Source organism: Orrella sp. JC864, assembly GCF_037026685.1.
Taxonomy (GTDB): domain Bacteria; phylum Pseudomonadota; class Gammaproteobacteria; order Burkholderiales; family Burkholderiaceae_B; genus Orrella.
Map to the genome: position 1 here is coordinate 74,572 of NZ_JBANET010000012.1, position 22,648 is coordinate 97,219.

General features: G+C 68.4%; 19 protein-coding genes. 18 read left to right on the forward strand and 1 reads right to left on the reverse strand.

Going from position 1 to position 22,648, the window contains the following annotated elements:
• Positions 1–231: 231 nt before the first annotated feature.
• From amaB to nudC, 13 genes are all read left to right on the forward strand, one after another.
• The gene (amaB, locus tag V8Z80_RS12505) at positions 232–1,761 is read left to right on the forward strand and encodes an L-piperidine-6-carboxylate dehydrogenase (protein WP_336062173.1); all 1,530 of its coding nucleotides are present in this window, start codon (positions 232–234) and stop codon (positions 1,759–1,761) included.
• A gap of 48 nt (positions 1,762–1,809) precedes the next feature.
• On the forward strand, positions 1,810–2,160 hold the full coding sequence (locus tag V8Z80_RS12510; RefSeq protein WP_336062174.1) for a RidA family protein: 351 nt from the start codon (positions 1,810–1,812) through the stop codon (positions 2,158–2,160).
• A 219-nt stretch (positions 2,161–2,379) separates the two neighbouring features.
• Positions 2,380–3,336, forward strand: a complete 957-nt coding sequence (locus V8Z80_RS12515) for a tripartite tricarboxylate transporter substrate binding protein (RefSeq protein ID WP_336062175.1) — start codon at positions 2,380–2,382, stop codon at positions 3,334–3,336.
• Positions 3,337–3,365: 29 nt separating this feature from the next.
• Entirely contained in the window at positions 3,366–4,478 is a 1,113-nt protein-coding gene (locus V8Z80_RS12520) for an LVIVD repeat-containing protein (RefSeq protein WP_336062176.1), read from the forward strand.
• A gap of 15 nt (positions 4,479–4,493) precedes the next feature.
• Positions 4,494–5,549, forward strand: a complete 1,056-nt coding sequence (locus tag V8Z80_RS12525) for a CobW family GTP-binding protein (RefSeq protein ID WP_336062177.1) — start codon at positions 4,494–4,496, stop codon at positions 5,547–5,549.
• Between the two features lie 27 nt (positions 5,550–5,576).
• Complete coding sequence (locus V8Z80_RS12530) at positions 5,577–6,584, forward strand: WD40 repeat domain-containing protein (RefSeq protein ID WP_336062178.1); 1,008 nt, start codon at positions 5,577–5,579, stop codon at positions 6,582–6,584.
• 12 nt (positions 6,585–6,596) lie between these two features.
• On the forward strand, positions 6,597–6,887 hold the full coding sequence (locus V8Z80_RS12535) for a hypothetical protein (protein WP_336062179.1): 291 nt from the start codon (positions 6,597–6,599) through the stop codon (positions 6,885–6,887).
• Positions 6,888–7,032: 145 nt separating this feature from the next.
• Entirely contained in the window at positions 7,033–7,779 is a 747-nt protein-coding gene (locus tag V8Z80_RS12540; protein WP_336062180.1) for an IclR family transcriptional regulator, read from the forward strand.
• A 67-nt stretch (positions 7,780–7,846) separates the two neighbouring features.
• Entirely contained in the window at positions 7,847–9,820 is a 1,974-nt protein-coding gene (locus V8Z80_RS12545; RefSeq protein ID WP_336062181.1) for a TonB-dependent receptor domain-containing protein, read from the forward strand.
• Positions 9,820–13,956, forward strand: coding sequence for a cobaltochelatase subunit CobN (gene cobN, locus V8Z80_RS12550; RefSeq protein WP_336062182.1), 4,137 nt, complete (start codon positions 9,820–9,822; stop codon positions 13,954–13,956). Before V8Z80_RS12545 ends, cobN begins: the two co-directional genes overlap by 1 nt.
• The gene (locus tag V8Z80_RS12555; protein WP_155195879.1) at positions 13,953–14,453 is read left to right on the forward strand and encodes a MotA/TolQ/ExbB proton channel family protein; all 501 of its coding nucleotides are present in this window, start codon (positions 13,953–13,955) and stop codon (positions 14,451–14,453) included. The genes cobN and V8Z80_RS12555 overlap by 4 nt, the downstream gene beginning before the upstream one ends.
• On the forward strand, positions 14,453–14,761 hold the full coding sequence (locus V8Z80_RS12560; RefSeq protein WP_336062183.1) for a DUF2149 domain-containing protein: 309 nt from the start codon (positions 14,453–14,455) through the stop codon (positions 14,759–14,761). Before V8Z80_RS12555 ends, V8Z80_RS12560 begins: the two co-directional genes overlap by 1 nt.
• A 102-nt stretch (positions 14,762–14,863) precedes the next feature.
• Positions 14,864–15,661 carry an NAD(+) diphosphatase gene (gene nudC / locus V8Z80_RS12565; RefSeq protein WP_155195876.1) on the forward strand — a complete coding sequence of 266 codons (798 nt, stop codon included), beginning with the start codon at positions 14,864–14,866 and terminating at the stop codon, positions 15,659–15,661.
• Between the two features lie 28 nt (positions 15,662–15,689).
• On the opposite strand, the gene thpR is transcribed toward nudC, so the two are convergent.
• On the reverse strand, positions 15,690–16,247 hold the full coding sequence (gene thpR, locus V8Z80_RS12570) for an RNA 2',3'-cyclic phosphodiesterase (RefSeq protein WP_155195874.1): 558 nt from the start codon (positions 16,245–16,247) through the stop codon (positions 15,690–15,692).
• A gap of 157 nt (positions 16,248–16,404) precedes the next feature.
• Between thpR and V8Z80_RS12575 the strand changes: the two genes are divergently transcribed.
• The 5 genes from V8Z80_RS12575 to V8Z80_RS12595 all read left to right on the forward strand — a co-directional run bounded on the left by V8Z80_RS12575 (position 16,405) and on the right by V8Z80_RS12595 (position 22,597).
• A complete protein-coding gene (locus V8Z80_RS12575) occupies positions 16,405–17,040 on the forward strand; it encodes a biliverdin-producing heme oxygenase (protein ID WP_336062184.1) in 636 nt (211 codons plus the stop codon).
• Between the two features lie 103 nt (positions 17,041–17,143).
• Positions 17,144–17,647 (forward strand): RNA polymerase sigma factor, encoded by a 504-nt coding sequence (locus V8Z80_RS12580; protein ID WP_336062185.1) that lies wholly within the window; start codon positions 17,144–17,146, stop codon positions 17,645–17,647.
• Between the two features lie 75 nt (positions 17,648–17,722).
• Positions 17,723–18,745: a FecR family protein gene (locus tag V8Z80_RS12585; protein ID WP_336062186.1), complete on the forward strand. Its 1,023-nt coding sequence runs from the start codon at positions 17,723–17,725 to the stop codon at positions 18,743–18,745.
• A 117-nt stretch (positions 18,746–18,862) separates the two neighbouring features.
• On the forward strand, positions 18,863–21,859 hold the full coding sequence (locus tag V8Z80_RS12590; protein ID WP_336062187.1) for a TonB-dependent receptor: 2,997 nt from the start codon (positions 18,863–18,865) through the stop codon (positions 21,857–21,859).
• A 129-nt stretch (positions 21,860–21,988) separates the two neighbouring features.
• The gene (locus V8Z80_RS12595; RefSeq protein ID WP_155195864.1) at positions 21,989–22,597 is read left to right on the forward strand and encodes a heme acquisition protein HasA; all 609 of its coding nucleotides are present in this window, start codon (positions 21,989–21,991) and stop codon (positions 22,595–22,597) included.
• Positions 22,598–22,648: the final 51 nt, after the last annotated feature.

Sequence of the window (22,648 nt, forward strand, 5' to 3'; positions counted from 1 at the left end):
TAGGCAAATCGTACCAATCCGGCCCGCGCGAACGTAGCGCCTGGGTGATGCCGGCGTTATCGCGTGAAGGCAGTCTTGTCTAGGGCCGGCGTTTTCCTTTATCATAAAATTGGAATCCAATTCCAAAATATAGAATTACCTGCAGTATCGCCCATCATCGCAGCCAAAGCAGGGGGCGTAGCGGTACTTGCCCGCGAGCATCATCAAGACACCATCCAAGAGGAAACGACCATGACCCACGCCCTTTCCGCCACCTCCGAGGAGGCCCGGCGCCTGCTGACCCAGTTGGACGTTGACGAGGCGCAGTACACCGGCGGGTCCTTGGCCGTGTGTTCGCCCATCGACGGCCAGCGCATCGCCCAACTGCCCGAGCTGACGGCCGAGCAAGCGCGTGCGCGGGTGGCTGATGCCCGCCAGGCCTTCCTGGCTTGGCGCAAGGTGCCGGCGCCCAAGCGCGGCGAATTGGTGCGCCTGCTGGGGGAGGAACTGCGTGCGGCAAAGGCGGAACTGGGCCGCCTGGTCTGCATCGAAACCGGCAAGATCCTCTCCGAGGGCGAGGGCGAAGTGCAGGAGATGATCGACATCTGCGAATTCGCCACCGGCCTGTCGCGCCAGCTCTATGGCTTGACCATCGCTACCGAGCGATCCAATCACCGCATGATGGAAACCTGGCATCCGGTCGGCCCGGTGGCGGTCATCTCGGCCTTCAATTTTCCGGTGGCCGTATGGGCCTGGAATGCGGCGATCGCCTTGGTGTGCGGTAATTCGCTGCTGTGGAAGCCATCCGAGAAGGCGCCGTTGACGGCGCTGGCGACACAGGCACTGCTGCAACGGGCGCTACGCAAGTTCGGCGCCGCGCCAGACTCTCTTTCCCAGGTGCTGGTCGGCGGGCGGGAAGTCGGGCAGGTGCTGGTCGAAGACCACCGCATTCCCGTGGTGTCTGCAACAGGCTCGACCGCGATGGGCCGCAAGGTGGGCCCGAAAGTGGCCGAACGGTTCGGCCGCGCCATTCTGGAGCTCGGCGGCAACAATGCCGCCATCATTTGCCCCTCGGCGGACCTGGAACTGGCGTTGCGCGCCATTGCTTTTTCGTCGATGGGCACGGCGGGTCAGCGTTGCACCACGCTTCGCCGCATCTTTGTGCACGAGACTGTCGCGGATGATCTGCTTGCTCGCCTGAGGCGGGTCTACCAATCGGTAGCGGTGGGCGACCCGCGTGTGAGCGGCACGCTCATCGGTCCCCTGCGAGACCAGGCTTCGTTCGACGCCATGCAGCGTTCGCTGGACGCTGCGCGCAGCGCCGCGGGCCAGGTCACTGGCGGCGACAGGGTGGCGGTGGGCGGGCATGCCCAGGCCTACTACGTACGTCCGGCGCTGGTCGAGATGCCGGAACAGGCCAAGGTCGTCCAGCACGAAACCTTCGCGCCCATCCTGTATGTCATGCGCTACACCGACCTGGACGAGGCTATCGCCCTGCAGAACGACGTGCCGCAGGGCCTGTCGTCCTCGATCTTCACGAACGACTTGCGCGAAGCCGAACGCTTCATGTCGGCCGAGGGTTCGGATTGCGGCATCGCCAACGTCAACATCGGGCCTTCCGGCGCTGAGATCGGCGGCGCCTTCGGCGGCGAGAAAGAAACCGGCGGAGGCCGCGAGGCGGGTTCGGACAGCTGGAAGGCCTATATGCGCCGTACCACCAATACGGTGAACTATGGCAGCGAGTTGCCGCTGGCGCAGGGCGTGAAGTTCGACGTCGCCTGATTGGCGTGCTTGCAAGCCCCGCCCCATGGTCCGATCAAGGAAACAGACATGGACGAGATCCAATACCTGGATAGCAGCCACCGCTACAGCAAGGCGGTGATCCACGGCAACACGGTATACCTGGCCGGCCAGGTGGCCGACGATCCCGGCGCGCCGGTGCAGGAGCAGATGCGCCAGATCCTGGCTCAGATCGATGCCTTGCTGGCCCGATGCGGCACGGACAAGTCGAAGGTGCTGTCGGCCAACGTGCTGCTCAAGGACATGCGCGATCTGGCCGCCATCAACCCGGTCTGGGACGAATGGGTAGTGCCTGGCCGGGCGCCTGCCCGCACGCCGTCCGAGGCGCGGCTGGCCTTGCCGGGTTATCTGGTGGAAGTGCAGGTCACGGCCGCTCGCTAAGGCGTTTATGTCCAGGCGGATTTCGCCTTGACAGTCTTGAAAACCCAAACCTATGATTCCTCATCAACATAAAAATTGGAATTCGATTCCATAAAATGGAATCATAACCAAGGCGATCGGTATCGGGCAGTTCCGGCGCCGTTGTGCCGCTCCGGCAGAAATGGGGCGATATCGCGGGCCGGCCGCCCGGGCATCGGCTGCCGGATCTAGGGGAATGGTATGAAGAAGCTCTTTGTGACGGCGCTGTTCGCCGTTCTGCCCACCCTTGTGGCTGCCCAGCAGCCGCCCAAGGGCGCCATGACCATCGTGAACCCGTTCACGGTCAGCGGCCTGACGGACCTGGTGGCCCGCATGGTTGCCGAAAAATCCCACGCCAGGTTTCCCAATGGCGTTGCAGTGGTAAGCCGGCCGGGCGCGGGAGGCACCATCGGTATTACTTCCGTGGTGACTGCCCGGCCGGACGGAACGACCATCGGCTTTACGCCAACCGGCGCGGTGGTCGACGCGCCGCAAATGATGAGCGGCCTGATGTACCAGACGCCCGATGACATAGCGCCCATCATCAACGTGTTCTCTTCGTACCAGATGCTGGCGGTGCGCGGCGATGCGCCGTGGAAGACCCCGCAGCAGTTCATCGAGGCGGTCAGGCAATCGCCCGGCAAGTACAGCATGGGCCATACGGGAACCGGCACCGCCTCGCACCTGAACATGGCGCAACTGGTGCAGGCCGCCGAACTGGACCTGCTGGAAGTGCCCTACAAGGGTTGGGCCCAAAGCAGCATCGCCTTGCTCGGCGGGCAGGTCGATGCCATCGTGATCAATGCCGGCGAAGGCCGGGCGCTGATCGACGATGGCCGCATGCGCATCCTGGCTGTATTCCAGTCCGAGCGGGTGCCTTTTCATCCGGATGTGCCTACCTTCAAGGAAGCCGGCCATGACGTGGGTATCGGACTGAAGTTCTTCTTCTTCGGTCCGCGCAACATGGATGCCGGCGTCAAGCAATACATCCACGATGCCTTCAAGGAAGCGATGCAGCACGAGGAGTTCAGGCAGTTCCTTGCTTCGCGCGAGGTGGAGCTCGACTACATGGACGGGGAGCAGACCAAGAAGATGCTTTGGTCCGAATTCAAGCAGCACACCGCCCTGCTGGCTTCGCTGGGCCTGCTTGCGAAGTGACGGATACGTTTATTCTGGAGACATGATTCATGGCTAGCATCAAAGGTTTGAGGGAAGTGGCGTGTTTCGATTGCGCCGGGGGCGGCCAGGTATACGTGCAAGGCAACTATGCCTATATCGCGCACATGGACGCGCCGGCCGGCACCACCATCGTCGACATCAGCGACCCGAAGCATCCCAGGCAAGTGGCGCACATCGCCATACCCGATGGCGTGCACACGCACAAGGTACGTGTCGAGAACGACCTGATGCTGGTCAACTGGGAATGCCCGCCGCCGTATATCCTGGGGGAAAACTTCCAGGGCGGGCTGGCCATCTACGACGTGTCGGATCCGACACGTCCCAGGCAGATCTGTTTCTGGAAGACCGCTGGCACCGGCGTGCATCGTTTCGACTTCGACGGGCGTCACGCCTACATCACCCCTGAGGTGGATGGCTACCACCTGAACATCGCCATGATTCTGGACCTGCAGAATCCAGCCAAGCCCGAGGAGGTCGGCCGGTGGTGGATGCCTGGACAATGGGTCGCCGGCGGCGAGACGCCCGACGAAGGCTATCGCATGACCTGGTGCCACCAGGTGCTGCGCCGCGGCAATCGCCTGTACGTGGCCTATTGGCATGGCGGCATGGTGATTCTCGACATCGAGGACATGAGCAAGCCCAGGCTGGTGTCCAAGTTCGTCTATAGCCCGACCTTTCCGCACCCGACGCATACCGTGCTGCCGCTGCCTTTCGAACTGGCCGGACGCAGGATCGCCATCGTGGCCGACGAAGACGTACGTAAGGTGCGTCCTTCGCCGCCGCCGTTCATGTGGCTGTTCGACATTACCGATGAAACCCAGCCGGTGCCGATCTCGACATACCAGATCGAGGAACTGATGGACAGGAACATGCCCGAGTTCACGGGCTGCCACCAGCCTGCCGAGCAGGTCCATGGCACCGAGATACCCGTGGCCTGGTTCGCCAAGGGCCTGCGCATTGTGGATGTAAAGAACCCGCATGCGCCGCGCGAAGTCGCCCACTTCGAACCCGACATACCGGGCTTCGACCGGGCCCAGACCAACGACGTTTTCCTGACGAAGGAAGGGCTGATCTACATCATTGACCGCAATCGGGGCATGCATATCCTCGAGCGCACATGACCGAGCGGAGGCCTCATGTCCATTGCGATGCAGAAGGTGCCGGTGACAGTGCTTACCGGCCATCTCGGATCCGGAAAGACCACCTTGCTGAACCGTATCCTGACCGGCCAGCGCGATAAGAAGTATGCGGTGATCGTCAACGAGTTCGGGGAAATCGGCATCGATAACGACCTGATCGTGGAATCCGACGAGGAAATCTACGAGATGAACAATGGCTGCATTTGCTGCACCGTACGCGGCGATCTGATCGGCATCCTGCACAAGCTGCTGCGCCGGCCGGGGCGTTTCGACGCCATCGTGGTGGAGACCACGGGCGTGGCGGACCCGGCCCCGGTGGTGCAGACCTTCATGATGGATGAACAGGTTCGGGACAAGACCGAGCTTGACGCGGTGGTGACGCTGGTCGATGCCAAGCATTTCCCGCTGCGCCTGGCCGACAGTCAGGAAGCCGAGGATCAGATCGTCTATGCCGATGTGGTGCTGATCAACAAGGTGGACCTCGTCTCGCCGGAGCAAGTCGACCAGGTTCAGCGGCAGGTGGCGGCGATCAACCCCTATGCCATCTGTCATCGCGTACAGCGAGCCGAGGTGGACTTGTCGCGCGTGCTGGCCATCGGCGCGTTCGACCTGCAGCGGTGGGTTGCGCTGCAGGCGCAGCCGGTGCCGGGCGGTACCTGCGGCATGCACGGCCACGGTCAAGATCACCATGACCATCATGGGCACACCCACGCGGACGATGAGCCTTGTCAGGATCACGTGGGGCATCATCGTCACGAGATCTCGGTGATGTCCGTATCGCTGCAGGCGGGTATGCTGGACGCCAACCGCTTCTTTCCCTGGATCCAGGGCCTTGTCGATGCGCAAGGGCCGAATATCCTGCGCATGAAGGGCATTCTTGCGCTGGCGGACGAGGAGCGGCGCTACGTCATCCAGGGCGTGCACATGATCGTCGAGGGCGAGCACCAGCGCAGCTGGCGCCACGACGAAGCCCGGGACAGCAAGCTCGTATTCATCGGGCGAAATCTGGACGCCGAGGTGCTGCGCGCTGGTTTCCTGCTTTGCCAGGCATAGGCATCGCGGGCCAGGCAGCATGACCGCATGAAGATACTTGGCCGATTGGAACTCGGAGAGCCCTGCCTGTGGGCCGGTTTCCTGGATGGAGTGCCTTGCTTCCTGGCACTGGACGGCCGTTTGCATGGGCTGCAGGGTACGGCGCGGCGCACGCTGGCCCTGCACGATGGCGATGTTCTGTCGTTTTGCGTGGTACCGGACCCGGGCGGGCCGGCCTGCCTGCTGACCGCCGGCGAGGACGGTCGCGTGATGCGCAGCACAGCCCGGACGGATCCGGTTTGCGTGGCCACCCGTACGAACAAGTGGATCAGCGCCCTGGCGGCAGGCCCGGATGGCGCCATGGCTTATGCCAGCGGACGCACTGTGTGGCTGACCATGGGCTCGGGCGAGCCGGTTGTTCTGCCTCAGTCGCGTCCCGTCGAGGCGCTGGCGTTCGGCCGGGACGGCAGACGGCTTGCGATCGGCCTATACGATGCGCTGGCCTTGCAGGACACGCTGGCGGGCACGGCTCCCGTGGAGCTGGCCTGGAAGGGGGTGCCCACGCAATTGGCGTTCTCTCCAGACGACCGCTTCGTGGTCGCCTGCACGCGAGATGCCATGATGCATGGCTGGCGGCTGGATACGTTCAGGCACTTTCGCATGGTCGGCTATTCCCGGCCGCCGAGCGGTCTGTCTTGGTTGGCCGATGGGCAATGGCTGGCCACTAACGGATCGGAGGGTGGCGCGGTGCTGTGGCCGTTCCGGGGCAAGGACGGACCCATCGGCAGCACGCCGCTGGTCCTGGGCGATCGTACCGATGCGCAGGCCAGCGCCGTGGCATGCCATCCCTCGCGGCGATGGGTGGCAGTGGGTTATTCCGATGGCCTGATGGCGCTGGAAAGCTACGAAGGCGACGTGCGCCGCATACTGGGACAGGCCGGCAGGGAGCCGGTCAGCTGTCTGGCTTGGCAGGCGGACGGCGAGCGCCTGGCCTATGGCACGCCTTCGGGGGCATGCGGTGTGATGGGAGCCGGCGCAGGCGCCGGCGGTTCGTAAGAAGGAGCGATCATGTGCGCCGATGTCGACTACGAAGACCGGACCGTTTATCGCAAGGTGCCGCCTCCCTCGGAGGCGCTGATCGAGCGCACCCGTCTGGTGGAGGCCGGCATGCCGGGCGAGCGCGTGCCGCAGCAGGCTTGGGACACTTTCTTTGCCGTCTCCTGCGGGGCGATGGACATGCGCAGCTTCCAGCGCATGTTCGAGGCCCGCCGTATTGCACTCTCTTTCCTGGCCCTGCAACGTGCGCGCTACGCCCGTCGGCACGACGGCGGAACCGGCCTGCGGTGCATCGGCGACTGAGCCCGGCCGGTGCGGGTGCAATGGCCGCCATGTGACCGGACTGGATTCTATCTTGTAGAATCCGCTCTCCGAACATGGAGGACAGACGCCGGAAGGCCGCCGTGAGCATCGACTCGCTGGTGCGACGGCGCGGCAGGAAGTGCTTATGGGAAAAACACTGACCAAGGGATTGCAGTTGCTCGAGCGGTTGGCTGCCAGTCCGGAGCCTGTGAGTATCCTGGAGTTGTCCCGCGATCTGGACCTGGTGCAGAGCAACGTGCATCGCCTGCTTCAGACACTGATGCAATGCGGCTACGTGCAGCAGGATGCGTTGACCCGGCGCTATCGGTGCAGCATGCGCTTGTGGGAACTGGGTACGCAGCTTTCGGACCGGCTCGACCTGCCGCGCATCGCGCGGCCGCATATGCAGGAGCTTGCCCGGCAGACCCAGGAGACGGTGCATCTGGCCATCCTGGACGGCACCGACGTGTTGTACATCGACAAGATCGACAGCCCGCAACCGGTTCGCTCGTATACCCGTGTCGGCGGCCGTGCCCCCGCCTATTGCACCGGTACGGGCAAGATGCTGCTGGCGTATTGCGAGGACCTCAAATCGGCCTTGCCTGGCCGGCTGGTCAAGCACACGGCCGTGACCATCGCCAGCCACACCGCCCTGAAGGCCGCCTTGCGGCAGGTGCGAGAGCAGGGCTATTCCGAGAATGCCGGCGAATGGCGAGAGGATGTCTACGGCATGGCGGCGCCCCTGTTCGACGCCACCGGCTCGGTGCCCGCGGCCATCGGCATCTCGGGTCCCTTGGCCCGTATGGACGCTGACGTGGTCAGGCGTATACGACCCATGCTGCAGGAAACGGCGCGCATCATCTCGCGAGAGATGGGTTATCGGGGCGGCTGAACCGGATGCCCTTTCCCTTGGATTGGAATGTTATGTTATAACGTTTCGATTTTAGCGGAGGGTGAACATGACGGCGATGCAAGCGCTGCTCGCCGCCTGCCTGACAGCGCTGGCGGCAATGGGGCAGGCCAATGGGACAGAGGAGCAAGGGAGCCGCAGCAATACGCCGCGCGGCGCCGTCGCCACCCTGCCCGCGGTAGTCGTCACCGCCACGACCTCGGCGCGCAGCCAGGCCGACGCCCCGGCCAGCGTCTCGGTCATCGATGGCCAGGCGCTGCGCAACCGGCCTGTGGGCGACCTGGCCGACGCCGTGCGCGATACGCCCGGCATCGGGCTGGACGACAGCGTGGGACTGGGGCGACGCGGCATATCGGTGCGCGGCATGAGCCCGGCGCACACGCTGATTTTGATCGACGGGCAGCGCATCAACACCTCCGCCGGGGCCATCGCCCACTCGGACTTCGAGCTGGGCTGGGTGCCGACCGAGGCCATCGAGAGGGTGGAAGTGGTGCGCGGGCCGATGTCCTCGCTGTATGGCTCCGAAGCCTTGGGCGGCGTGGTCAACGTCATCACGCGCAGCGCCACCGACAGCTGGCACGGCTCGGTCAGCAGCTATGCGCTGATCAACGATCACGGCCTGGACGGCGATCAATACAAAAGCGGCTTCTACCTGGGCGGGCCGCTGGTGCCGGGCAAGCTGGGGCTCAACGCCTGGGGCGAGTTCCGGCGCCGCGATGCGCTGCGCGAGGCGGGCAACACGGCGCTGACCGCGCTCGATGAGCAGCGCGCGGTCACGGGGCATGTGGGCCTGAGCTGGACGCCGGATGCGCGCCAGCGCATCGATTTTTCCGTGGACGCGGGCAAGGAAGACCAGCACGGCTGGCGCGGCGGCTCGACCAATACCGTCTACAAGGCCGACAACGACGTGAAGCGGCGGCGCTATGCGCTCTCGCATGCCGGCCAGTGGCAGTGGGGCAGCAGCCAGCTGCGCCTGTATCGCAGCACGCTCGAGCGCCATGCCTGGCGCAGCGACGGCGGCGATGCCACCGGCCCGAACCGTTTCGTCGATACCGTGCTCGATGGCCGGGTGGGCTTTGCCGCGGGCGATGCGCACACGCTGACCCTGGGCGCCGAGACGCGGCGCGAAAGCCTGGAAGACCCCACCGTCAACCGCGCGGGCAAGAAAGCGCAGACGCACTACGCCCTGTTCGCGCAGGACGAGATCGCGCTGGGCAGCCAGTGGGAACTCGTGTTGGGCAGCCGCTTCGATCACCACGAGGACTTCGGCTGGGAGACCAGCCCGCGCGCCTACCTGCTGTTCCATCCCACCGACGCGTGGACGCTGCGCGCCGGCGTGGGCCGCGGCTTCAAGGCGCCCACGCTCAAGCAGCTCTCGCCCGAGTACGAATCGCGCGCGGCCATGGGCGGGCGCGGCATCATCCGCGGCAATCCCGAATTGCGGCCCGAGACTAACCAGTCCTTCGAATTGGGCGCGGCCTTCGCGCAGGCGGGCTGGTCGGCCGGAGCGACCCTGTTTCACAACAACGTCAGGAACCTGATCGAGACGGTGCGCCAGCCTAGCTGCGACGTGCCCGGGCGCGTATGCCTGGAGTACGAGAACGTCGCCAAGGCGCGCCTGCGGGGGCTGGAGCTGACCGCCGGCATGCCGCTGCTGCCGCAATGGCGGCTCGAGGCCAACTACACCTACCTGGATGCGCGCGACCGCAGCACCGACGAGCGCCTGGCCGACCGTTCGCGCCATCGCGCCAACGCCACGCTGGCCTGGGACGTGATGGCGCAGCTGCGCACGCGCCTGCGGGCCGAATATATCGGCGCGCAGTACCGCTCGGCCACCGAAAGCGAGCGTCCCGGCTATACGCTGCTGCACTGGTACGTGGACTACGACGTGAACCGCAACCTGAGCCTGCATGCCGGCATCGAGAATTTCACCGACAAGCGCCTGGCCAACGACGACGCCGGCGTGTATGGCCGCGCCGACGAAGGGCGGCGCTACTTTGCCGGATTGACCGCGAGGTTCTGATGCCTGGGATGTTCCTGATGCCGGTGCGCCGCGCGGTCCGGCTGGCATGGCGGTGCAGCCTGGCCCTGTCGCTGTGGCTGCTGGTTGGGGCCCCCGCGTGGGGTGTGCCGGTGGTGCAGGTGCTGCACAACGGCTTCGTGTCCGCCGAGAAGTTCCAGCGCCTGCAAGCCTATGCCGAGCGCGAGGGCATGCAGCTGCGGCACCTGGACGTGGAGCGCGCTTCGCCCGATGCCTGGCGCCAGGCCCTGCGGCAGGCCCCGCTGCTGGTGCTGGACGTGCCGCGCCCGAACGACCGCGCCATGGTCGAGCAGGCGCTGCGGCAGGGCGCGGCGCAGCAAGGCCTGTCCGTGCCGCCCCGCCTGACGGTGGGCGGCGGACGGCCCGCATGGCAAGGCCTGGCGCCCGCGCACGGCGCGGCGCTGGCGGCGCTGTATGCGGCCGGCGGCCACGGCAATTTCGGCCGCTTCTTCGCGCTGGCCAAGGCGGTGCAGGCGGGGCAAGCGCCCGCGGCCGGGCTGCTGGCGCCGCCCGAGCGGCTGCCCGCCACGGGCTTCTATCATCCCGATGCGCCGCGCGTTCTCGAGGACTTGCCGTCCTATCTCGCCTGGCATGCGGACCGCCGGTCAGCCGGGGACGCGCCGGGCCCGGCGCAGGCTGGCGGCGGCCAGGCGGGCAGCGGCCAAGCCGCCGAGGCCGCGCAGCCGGCCGGCCGCGTGGCTTTCCTGATACACCAGGGCGTGGTGGCCGACATGCTGACCCGCGAGGTCGATGCGTTGATCGCGCGCAGCGAGGCGGCCGGATTGCTGCCCGCGGTCTTCTGGTTCGATGCCGCCGCTCCCGGCGGCCTGGCGCAGGTGCTGGGCAAAGGCCGCATCGACGTGCTGGTCAACCTGACCCACATGCAGGACGGCGCGGCCCGCAGCCGCGATTTCCTGGCGCTGGACGTGCCCGTGATCCAGACCCTGCGCTTTCGCGAGGGCGAGGCGGCCGACTGGCCGCAGGCGCCCAGCGGCGTGTCGGCGCGCACCGCCGCCGTGTTCCTGGCCGGTCCGGAAGGCTGGGGCATCAGCGACCCGCTGGTGCTGTCGGCCGCCACGGCTGGCGTCTCGGACCTGCTGCCGGCCCAGCTGGACGCCTTGATGGACAAGCTGCAAAGCCTGGTGGCGCTGCGCCGCACCGCGCCGGCCGACAAGAAGCTGGCCCTGATGTTCTGGAACTATCCGGCCGGCGAGAAGAACCTGGGCGCCTCGAACCTGAATATCCCGCGCAGCATTGTTTCCATCCAGGCCGCGCTGGCGGCCGCGGGCTACGCGGTCGGCGAGCCGCTCGACGAGGCGCAGGTGATCGCGGCAGGCCAGCGCATGCTGGGGGCGCTCTATGGCAGCGTGCCGCTCGATGCGCTGCTGGCCGAAGGCCTGGCCGCGCTGTATCCGCTGGCCGACTACGAGCGCTGGCTGGCCGGGCTGCCGGCGCAGCGCCAGGCCGAACTGCGCCACGGCGGCGCGCCGGCCCGCCACCGGGCCGTGCGCGAGATCGACGGCCGCCGCTACTTCGTGGTGCCCCGCTGGCAGCTGGGCCATCTGCTGGTGATGCCGCAGATGCCGCGCCATGCCGATCCGCACGGCCACTACCACGACACCGCCAGCGCGCCCGACCACCTGTACATGGCGGCCTATCTATACCTGCGCCAGCAGCATGGCGCCCACGCGCTGGTCCACCTGGGCACGCACGGCACGCAGGAATGGCTGCCCGGCAAGGACCGCGGCCTGGCCGCCAGCGACTATCCCTGGCTGGCGGTGGGCAGCCTGCCGGTGTTCTATCCCTACATCCAGGACAACGTGGGCGAGGCCATCCAGGCGAGGCGGCGCGGGCGCGCCGTCACGCTCAGCCACCAGACGCCGCCTTTCGCGCCGGCCGGCCTGTACGACCAGCTGCGCGACCTGCACCACCTGATCCACGAGTACGAGCAACTGGACGAAGGCGGCGTGCGCGAACGGGTGGCCGCGCAGATCCGGGCGGCGGCCGTGGCCGCCCACCTGCATGACGACCTGGGCTGGACGGCGCAACAGGCCGAAGGGGATTTCCCCGGCTTCCTGCAGGCGCTGCACGACCAACTGCACGAACTGGCGCGCACCGCCATGCCGCTGGGCCTGCATACCTACGGGCAGCCGGCCAGCGCCGAGCACCGCGCCAGCACCGTCATGCAGCAGCTGGGCGAGCCCTTGCAGGCCGCGCTGGGCCTGGACGAGGAGGCCATGCTGGTGCCCGACCCGGACGCCTTGCCGCGCAACCCGGCCTATCGCGCGGTGCGCTGGTTGCTGGACGCCGGCGCCGGCGCTAGCGATGGCGATGGCGATGGCGATGCGCAGCCGCTGCCGGCGCAGGTCCAGGCCTTGGCCGGGCGCGCCCGCGCGCTGGACCAGCATCTGCGCGATACGCAGGAAAACGAGGCGCTGCTGGCCGCCCTGGCCGGACGGTTCGTGGCGCCCGGGCCGGGCGGCGACCCCATCCGCAATCCCGACGTGCCCAGCGGCCGCAACCTGTATGCCTTCGAGGCCGACAAGATCCCGGCGCGCGCGGCCTACGAGGCGGCGCAAGCCGCCTATGCGCAACTGGTGCAGGCGTTTCGCGCCGAACACGACGGCGCCTGGCCGCGCAAGCTGGCCTTCAGCCTGTGGGCCTCGGAGGCGATCCGCCACCTGGGCGTGACCGAGGCGCAGATCCTGCATGCGCTGGGCCTGCGGCCGGTCTGGGACGCGGGCGGGCGCGTGAGCGCTTTGGAGATCATCCCCGCGGCCGAATTGGGCCGCCCGCGCAGCGACGTGGTGGTGCAGGTCACCGGTGTCTATCGCGACCAGTTCGACAGCTTCATGCGCCTGCTGGACGAGGCCATGCGGCGGCTGGCCGAGCTGGACGAGCCGGGCAATCCCATCGCCGCCAACAACCGGCGCATCGCGGCGGCGCTGCGCGATGGCGGCCTGCCGGCCGAACAGGCCGAGGCGGCGGCCCGTTCGCGCATCTTCGGCAACGCGCCGGGCGAGTACGGCACCGGCGTGCCGGACCTGGCGCGGCGCTCGACCGAGTGGGAAGACGACGCGGCGCTGGCGCGGCAGTTCCTGTCCAGCAGCCGCCATGCCTATGGCAGCGACGGCTGGGGCCAGAGCCCCGCGCAGGCCAACCTGCTCGCCGAGCAGTTGCGCGGCGCGCAGGCCGCCGTCATGTCGCGCTCTTCGAACCTGCATGGCGTGCTGTCCACCGACCATCCCTTCGAGTTCCTGGGCGGGCTGTCGGCGGCCATCCGGCACCTGGACGGCAAGGCGCCGCAACTGCTGATCTCGGACCTGCGCGGCGGGCCGCCCCGGACCACGGGGCTGGCGCGCTTCCTGGCCGACGAGCTGCGCGTGCGTTACCTGAACCCGCAGTGGATTGCAGCGATGCAGCAGGAGGGCTACGCCGGCACGCTGCAAGTGCTCAACGCCACCAACAACCTGTTCGGCTGGCAGGCGGTGGATGCCGATACCGTGCGCGCCGACCAGTGGCAGGCCATGTTCGATACCTATGTCGCCGATACCCGCGGGCTGGGCACGGGCGAGTGGTTCGAACGGCACAACCCCACCGCGCAGGCCCAGGTGATCGAACGCATGGCCGAGGCCATCCGCAAGGGCTATTGGGATGCGCCCGAGCAGACCCGGCAGGCGCTGGCCCGACGCTGGCAGGAACTGGCCGGGCAGCACGGCGTGGATACCGGGGCGCCGGCCACGCGCCGCGCCATCGCCCAGATGGCGCCAGGCTACGGGCTGCAGGCCGTCGAGCCGCCGGCCGAGGCCGCTGCGGCCGCTGCTTCCGCCACAACCGAAGCCGGAACCGCAACCGAGACCGAAGCTGACGCCGAGGCCAACGCCGGCGCCCAAGCGCCCCAGGACGTCGCAGCCGCTGCCGACCAACCCCTGCAGGACGTGCAGGGCCAGGTGCTGGCGCGCGTGCAGCAAGACGCGGCGCCGCACGACAGCCGCCAGGCCTGGGTGCTGGCGTTCATGCTGATGCTGGTGGCGGCCGGCGGCCTGTGGCAGGCGGCGGGCCCGGGACGCGCCGGCCGGTGCGGCGCAACGATTCCTTCTTCCCGAAGCATGCCATGACCTTTTTTGCTGAAATCGAAACCCTGCTTTACGACGTCTCGCGCGTTTTCCTGGCGCCGGTGATGCTGCTGATCGCTGCCGCGCTGGCCTATGCGCTGGCCATGCTGGGCGCCTTCCTGGTCGAGGCCTGGCAGCGCCGGCGCGGCCTGCGCACGCCGGCGCTGTCCGCCTACGCGGCCGGAACGCCGGACGGGCCGCCGCCGGCCAGCGACGACCTGGAACTGTGGATCATGAAGCGGCTGGAATGGCTGCGCATCGTCTCGCGCACCGCGCCCATGCTCGGGCTGATCGCCACCATGATCCCCATGGGGCCGGCGCTGCTGGCCCTGGGCACCGGCGACGGCGCGGCGGTCGGGCGCAACATGGTGGCCGCCTTCTCGGCGGTGATCCTGGCGCTGCTGGCGGCCAGCATCTGCTTTTTCATCCTGACCATACGGCGGCGCTGGCTGCTGCAGGACCTGCGCCGCATCGAACGCCAGCGCCAGGGAGCGGCCTGATGCGTTTCCTGGACGAGGACGAGGCCAACGACCCGATGCTCTCGGTGGTCAACCTGATCGACCTGTTCCTGGTCATCATCGGCATGCTGATGGTGGCGATCGCCCAGAACCCCCTGAACCCCTATTCGCGGGACAAGGTGGTGGTGGTCGAGAACCCCGGCCAGGCGGACATGCGCATCACCATCAAGGATGGGCAGGAGCTCACGCGCTACGAATCCAGCGGCGAGCTCGGCCAGGGGCAGGGCGCGCGGGCGGGCGTCACGTATCGCCTGGAGGATGGGCGGATGATCTACGTTCCCGAGGATTGACCGGCCTTGGCGCGGCGCGGCGCCGGCCGGCAGCGGGGAAGGCGCGCGGCTGCTGGTTTATGATCGCCGCACCGCCTTGTGACGCCTTTCAGTCCCGAACCCATGAATTTCATCTTCCGCGGCGACGAGCTGCTCTTGCGCGAGGCCGACCTGGCCTTGCCCGACACCGCCGCCTGCCAGGCGCTGCAATCGGCGCCGGCCGCGTGGCAGGCCTTGTGGGCGGCCAATGCCCATCCCGAGCAGCGCGTCCTGCAGCTGGGCCGCGGCGCCGATCCGGCCATGCCCCAGGGCTATGCCTTTCGCAAGCTGCGCAGCTGTTTCGGCACGCACGACGAACGGTTCATGGGGCTGGCCAGCCGGGCCTTCCAGGTGGCCGAATGGGCACGCACGCACCGCTATTGCGGCGCCTGCGGCACGCCCACCGAGCGCCTGGCCCACGAGCTGTGCATGCGCTGCCCGGCCTGCGGGCTGCCGGCCTATCCGCGCGTCTCGCCGGCCATGATGGTGCTGATCAAGCGCGGCGACGAAATCTTGCTGGCGCGCCACGCCACCTATGCCTCGGCGCGCCATACCGCGCTGGCCGGCTTCGTCGAGGCCGGCGAGAGCATCGAGGACGCCATCCATCGCGAGGTCCAGGAGGAAGTGGGGCTGCAGGTGCGCGACCTGCGTTATTTCCAGAGCCAGTCGTGGCCCTTTCCGCATTCGCTGATGATCGCCTTCACCGCCGAGTACGCCGGCGGCCAGGTGCGCGTGCAGCAAGACGAGATCGCCGAGGCCAACTGGCACGGCCCGGGCGCGCGCCTGCCGGTGATCCCGATGCCGCAGTCGGTGGCCGGCCGCCTGATCCGCGCCAACCTGCCGCCCGGGGCGGTGCTGGATCCGGCGTCCGAGACGCCGTAGCGCGCGCCAAGGGCCTGGCGCCGCGGCCCTAGCCCCCGGGCAGCGCCGCATCGGCCAGCAGCCGATAGCGCGCGCCCGTGCCCGGCTCGCCCACGCTGCTGTAAAGCCCGATCGACTCGAAGCCGGCCGGCGGGCCGTCGCGCCAGGTTTCTATCATCTGCAGGCTTTGCGCATCGCAGCCGCCGGCGTCGCGCCGCAGCCGCGCCAGCGTGACGTGAGGGCGGAACTTGCGCGTCTCGACCGGCAGCTGCAGGCGGCGCAGCACGGTTTGCACGTGGGCCACCAGGGCGCGCAGCGCTTCGGGATAATCGTATTGGGCCACCTGCACCTGCGGCCGGGCGGCCGAAGGCCAAAGCGCCAGGTTGAGAAACGCCAGTTCGGGCAGCGGGGCGGCCAGCTCGGGCAGCGCGTGGGCCAGGGCATGGCCCTGGTCCGGCCGGACAGGGCCCAGGAAGGCCACCGTCAGGTGCAGGTCGTCGAAGGCCACCCGGCGCGCCGGGCGCGCGATGGGCAGGTCGGCCAGGCGCTCGCGCGTGCGGGCATCGGGCGCAAGGGCGATGAAACAGCGGTTCCAGGGACTCGGCATGCCTTTACCTTAGCGCCTGCGGGGCCGGCACGCAAAGCGGCGCCGCAGGCCCGGGAAGGGGATAAAGTAACGGATCGGTCCGCTCATCCGTCATATAGGGAGTGAGCACCGCCGGGCCCGGCCCGGCGCGATTTCGACCGATATCCAAGGAGCCTGGATGAGCAGTGCCATTTCCTCCGGCGCGCCCCGCACCGAGACGCCGCCGGCCCCCGCGGCCACGCGCGCGGCCGCCCTGAAGCAGGCCACCGCGGCGCTGCACGAAAAGGTGGACACGGCCATGATGGCCGGCGAACCCATGTCCGGCCGCGAGCGTTATGCCCGCTTCGTCGCCGTGCAATACCGCTTTCATCAGCTGACCCGCCACTATTTCGGCGACCCGGTCCTGAACGGCTGGTTTCCCGGGCTGGCCGCGCGCGAGCGGCTGGCCGCCGTCGAGCAGGACTGCCGCGACCTGGGCCTGGACCCGGCGCAGCTGCAAGAGCCGCCGCTGCCCGCGCCCCAGGGGCCCGAGGCGCTGGCGCGCGCGGTCGGCTGGCTGTACGTGAACGAGGGCTCGAACCTGGGCGCGGCCTTCCTGTACAAGCGCGCGCTGCAGCTGGGGCTGGACGCGCAGTTCGGCGCCCGCCACCTTGCCCCGCATCCGGACGGGCGCATGCCGCATTGGCAGCAATTTGTCGCGCAACTGAACGCCGCGCCGCTGGCCCCCGAACACGAGGCGCTGGCGATCGAGGGCGCGCGGCAGGCCTTCGAGCGGGTGATCGCGCTGGCACGGCCGCTGGCGCAGGCCGGCTGAAAGCGGCCGCGGGCGGGCAGACGCCCGTGCTATGCTTGCATTCATGAATGATTATCATAATCATTAACATGATCTTGCAGCATTGCCTGCGGGCCTGAGGGACGTGGCGCCATCTCCCGACATCGACCGTCTTTACGCCGAGTACGCCGAACGCCTGCGCCGCTTCCTGGTGCTCAAGACGGGCGACGACGAGCTGGCCGCCGACCTCGTGCAGGACTGCTTCGCCCGCCTGATGGACCGGCGCGGGCAGGCCTGGCCCGACAACGTCCTGGCCTACCTGTACACCGTGGCCACGCACCTGCTGATCGACCATCGCCGCAACCACCACCAGGCCAGGACCGACTCCGTGCCGGTCGAAGGGCTGCTGGACGTGCTGGATCCCGCGGCCGGGCCCGATGCCGTGGCCGAGGCGCGCCAGCGCCTGCGGCGCGCCGAGCAGGCGCTGGCCGAATTGCCGCTGCGCACGCGCCAGATCTTCCAGCTGTGCCGCTACGAGGGCCGCAGCTACCAGCAGGCGGCCGATCACCTGGCCATCTCGACCAGCTCGGTGCAAAAGCACCTGGCCATGGCGCTGGAGTTCATCCGCGAGCGGGTGGAGGGGCGATGAAGCCAGCACGCGCCACGCCGCCGTTTTTACCGTTTCCTTGCCGTGAAACGTCTTAGTTCACATGAAGAGCCCGTCATGTCCGCGATGACTCCCCCCGTGCCGCCGGGCGTGCGAGCGGCCGCCAGCCAATGGGCCGTGCGCCTGGCGCAGGGGCCGCTCGATGCGCGCACCCGGCGCCGCCTGGATCGCTGGCTGGCGGCCGACCCGACGCATGGGCCGGCCCTGGCGGACGCCGAGATGGCCTGGGCCCTGGCGGGCGAGTTGCGCGAGCTTGCCTTGTTTGCCGCGCCCGTGCCGCGGGTGAGCCGCGGGCTGGCGGGGCGGCGGCTGGGCGCCTGGCTGGGCGCCGGATGGAGCGTCCGCCGCTTGGCGCCCGCGCTGGCCGGCTGCCTGCTGGCGCTGATGCTGGGCGGGGCGTTCCTGCTGGGCGGCGATGGCTGGCGGGCGCTGGGGGCGGACTATCGCACCGCGGCCGGCGAGATCCGGCCCCTGCGGCTGGCCGACGGCAGCCAGGTCCTGCTGGGCAGCGACAGCGCGCTGGACCTGGACTATGGCCCCAAGGAGCGGCGGGTGCGGCTGCTGCGCGGCGAGGCGGTGTTCACACCGGCCCCGCGCCAGGGCGCCGAGCAGCGGCCGTTCGTGGTCGAGGCGGCGGCCGGCCAGACCACGGCGCTGGGCACGCGTTTCGTGGTCCAGCGTGAAAGCGCCGAACAGGCCTGGGTGGGGGTGCTGGCGCATCGCACCGAAGTGGCCATGCTCCAGGCCCCGCGCAGCGGCGAGCGGCGCCTGGCACTGGAGGCGGGCCAGGCGGCCCGCTACAGCCCCGAGTCGGGGGTGGTCGCCAGCCAGATGGACCCGCAGGCGCTGGCCGACTGGGCGCAAGGCTCGCTGGTGTTCGACCAGGCCCCGCTTGCGCGCGTGGTGCGGCGGCTGGACGATTTCTGGCCGGGCCGGCTGGTGCTGCTGGGACGGCGGGACGATGCCGCGCCGGTGACGGCCCTGGTCCACCTGGACAACCTGGAGCAGGCGCTGCGTGCCCTCTGTACCCAGTTCCGCCTCAAGCGCCTGTCCCTGCCGGGCATGACACTGTTGTATTGAACGGGGCGCGCAGCCCGGGACTGGCTGGATTGACCGCCGGCGGTTTTTTTACTCGATTCCTTTCCCCGTCCGTCATTGGTAATGATGCTCGTTCGCATCTGTATTGCCGAGACGGAAATGAAAACAAGACCGACACACCGTATACGACACCTGGGCCGCGTCCTGGCGGCGGGCGCGCTGGGCTTGCCGTTGCTGGGCGGCATGGCCTGGGCCCAGGCCGCCGCCGCGCAGGCGGCCGAATCGCAGCGCCACCGCTTCGACATCGCGGCGCAGCCGCTGAAGCAGGCCTTGATGGACCTGGCCCGGCAGGCCGGCATCGACCTGTACGCGGGCCAGGCGAACCTGTCCGGCCAGCAGGCCGGCCCGCTGGTGGGCAACTATACGGTGGCCCAGGCGCTCGACCTGATGCTGGCCGGCACCGGCATCGGCTATCGCCAGCAGGCGCCGGCCGCCAGCGGGCGGCCTGTGGTGCACCTGGTGCCCGCGCCTGCCGGCAGCCGCGCCGTGCCGTCCATGCCCGAAGTGGTGGTGACGGGCCGGCTGGCGCAGGACGAATGGATCTACCAGGCGCCGCGCGCGGCCAGCGTGATCACGCGCGAGCAGATGGACCGCACGCCGGCCCGCCATGCCGCCGAACTGATCCAGGACACCCCGGGCGTGGCCAGCGCGGTCAACCGCCTCAATCCCGGCCTGTCCGTGAATATCCGCGGCATGCAGGATTTCGGGCGCGTCAACATGATGATCGACGGCATGCGCCAGAATTTCGTGCAGGCCGGCCACATGCAGCGCAACGGCGAGATGTACGTGGATTCGGAGCTGCTTTCGGACGTGGTGATCGAGCGAGGCCCGCGCACCAGCGTGCACGGGGCCGGCGCCATCGGCGGCAGCGTCAATTTCCGCACGCTGGATTTCGACGACATCATCCCCGCAGGCCGCGACATGGGCTTTCGCCTGCGCGCCAACACCGGCAGCAACGGCGTGAACTTCCTGGGCAGCGCCGCCGGCGCGGCCCGCGTCGGCGACCGGCTCGAGCTGCTGGCGGCCTATTCGCACCGCTCCTTTGGCGACTACCGCATCGGCACCCGGGGCGATAACCGCAACGTGGTGCGCGACGAGCAGGGCGAGCTGGCCTTCTTCAACGACGTGAAGTTCGCCAGCCAGCGCCAGAACTCCAACCTGTTCAAGGCGCGCTGGAACCTGGGCGCGGGGCAGTCGCTGCAATTGGGCTACGTGGGCACGCGGGTGGACTACGAGAACACCACCGACCGCCAGAACGCCGCGCAGGAAGGCGGCTCGGCCTGGCGCCGGCTGGGCACCTCGCGCGCGCAGTCGCAGGGCTACACGCTGGATTACCGGCTGCAGCCCCCGGGCAACGATTTGGTGGATCTGAACCTCAAGCTTTATACGGTGGAGACCACCAATCGCAACTACAACGATCCGGTGTATCCGCGGTCGCTGAGCATCGGCTTTGGCAGTCTCACCGATCCCGGGCAGATCCGCCAATGGGTCGACGATGTATGGAGCCGCGGCCAGTGCGAGCGCGACGAGATTGCCGCCTCGGTGGCTTCGTCCTGCAGCTACGGCCTGGGCACGGACCATCGGGTGCGCACGCGGACCTACGGCCTGCAACTGGACAACACGTCGCGCTTTGCCGTGGGCAGCGCCAGCATCCTGAGCGCCAACTACGGGGCCGAATACTTTACCGACCGGGCCGACTCCACGGTGCGGATGGACCACAAGGGCAGGCATATCGCCACCTACAACCCCTACGGCCAGGGCCAGAGCCTGAACCCCACCGGCCGGCGCAACATGGGCAGCCTGTTCCTGAACATGACCTTGGAGAACGAGGTCTATACCCTGTCGGCCGGCCTGCGCTACGACCGGTACTGGCTCAAGGGCGACACGCAGGTGCGCGGCACGCACAACGAGTACGAGAGCCGCTACGAGCGATTCCTGAGCTATCACTGCTCGCGCGCCAACACTGCCCGCCATGCCGAAGCCTGCGCGGCGGGGCGCGAAGGGGGCGAGGCTGCCGCCCGGGCCTGGGCGGACGCGCATTCGGCCCGTCCTACCGACAGGTACGACACCTTCTTCCAGTACGAGCCCCGCTGGGTCCAGCGCAGGGGCGTGTACGACCGTACGGTGGACCGCTCCGACGGCAAGCTGCTGCCCTCGCTGGCCGCGGCCGTGCGTCCCACCTCCTGGCTGGAGCTCTATGCCAACTGGGGCAAGTCCTGGCGGCCGCCGGCCATCAACGAATCGCTGATGGTGGGCGCGCATCCGGGCGACGACTATTCCTTCATGCACCCGAACCCGGACGCCGATCCCGAGACCACCACCAGCTGGGAAATCGGCGCCAACACCATCTTCCAGGACGTGCTGGCGCGTGGCGACCGCTTCATGGCCAAGCTGAGCTATTTCGACACCCGCGCCCACAACTACCTGTTTTCGTCGCTGGAGAACACGCTGCCCGGCACCAACACCAACGTGCCCTTCGGCTTCGGCAACGTGGCCTTCGTCAACAACCGCCACGTCACGCGGTTTCGCGGCATCGAGCTGGAAGGCCACTACGACGCCGGCTGGATCTATGCCGGCGCAGCCTACACCCACTACGTGGGCGGGCCCAACAAGTTCTGCCAGGACCTGTACTTCGCCGGCGCCGGCAGCAGCATCTACGACCGTCCCAACGAGGACGGCACCTACCCGCGCCCGCACCAGGAGGCCGTGGCCGCGGGCTACGACTCCTGGGAAGCCTGGGCCAACGACCAGGTGGTGTGCCGCAACACGGTGTTCAACAGCGTCATCGCCAAGCCGGTGGACAAGGCCAGCGCCGTGCTGGGCGTGCGGCTGTTCGAGCGCAAGCTCGATACCGGCGTGCGGTTCACCTACAGCGGCAGCGGTTGGTACAACCGCGACACCGGCGGCGCCCAGACCTGGTTCCGCTACACCACCTGGGACTGGTACGCCAGCTACCAGGCCACCGAGAACGTCAAGCTGATGGCCTCGGTGGAGAACCTGACCAACCGTATGTACCTGGACGGCTATTCCGACGTGCTGGCGCGCACCTACGCGCCGGGACGCACGGTGCAGGTGGGCATGGAGGTGCATTTCTAGGGCGCCGCGGGAGGTCGCCCGCAGGAACATGCGGTTTCTTCCGCATGGGTGGCCTGGGCGCCCGCCGCCCTGGCCGCCGGCGCCGGCGCGAGCCGGCATCGCAATCACGACTCTTACAGGAGTATCGACATGAGTGCATACATCAGCGACTACGACGAGGTTTGGTTCCCGGACGGCACCTCGGCGGACAACGACCTGCGCACGGTCCTGACCGCGTTCGAGGAAAACGGCGTGGCGGGCGAGCACACCGACGTGCCGAACTTCGGCGGCTTCTTCGGCGGTGACGGCTTCAACGGCAGCAGCTACGGCTACACCAGCACGCTGGTCGATGGCTTCGCCTTCCTGGCGACCGGCGATCTGCACTATTACTTCCCGCCCTTTAACGGCGCGCCCAATCCCGACTACACGCCGCACACGCTGCACGGCACCCTGACCAGCATCACGCTGGGCGCCGGCGTGGACCAGGCCGGCAACGTGGTCGATCCCTTCATCACCTTCACCTTCGACGATCCGCTGGTGGGCAACCTGGCCGATGGCCGCGAGAACGTGGTGCACGACATCATCTGGGGCCTGATGAACGGCTCGGTATCCGGCGCCGACGACAGCGCGGGCACGGGCACGCAGGGCGGCCTGCTGGCCGCGCTGCAGGCCAATGGCCTGCAGCTCGATGGCGTGTCCATCGCCGACCTGGTCGGCGGCGCGCTGGCCACCGAAACCGAGTGGGCGCTGGCGGCTTGATGCGGCCGCATTGAGCAAGCCGCCCGCCTGCCGGGCCCGGACCCCGGTCCG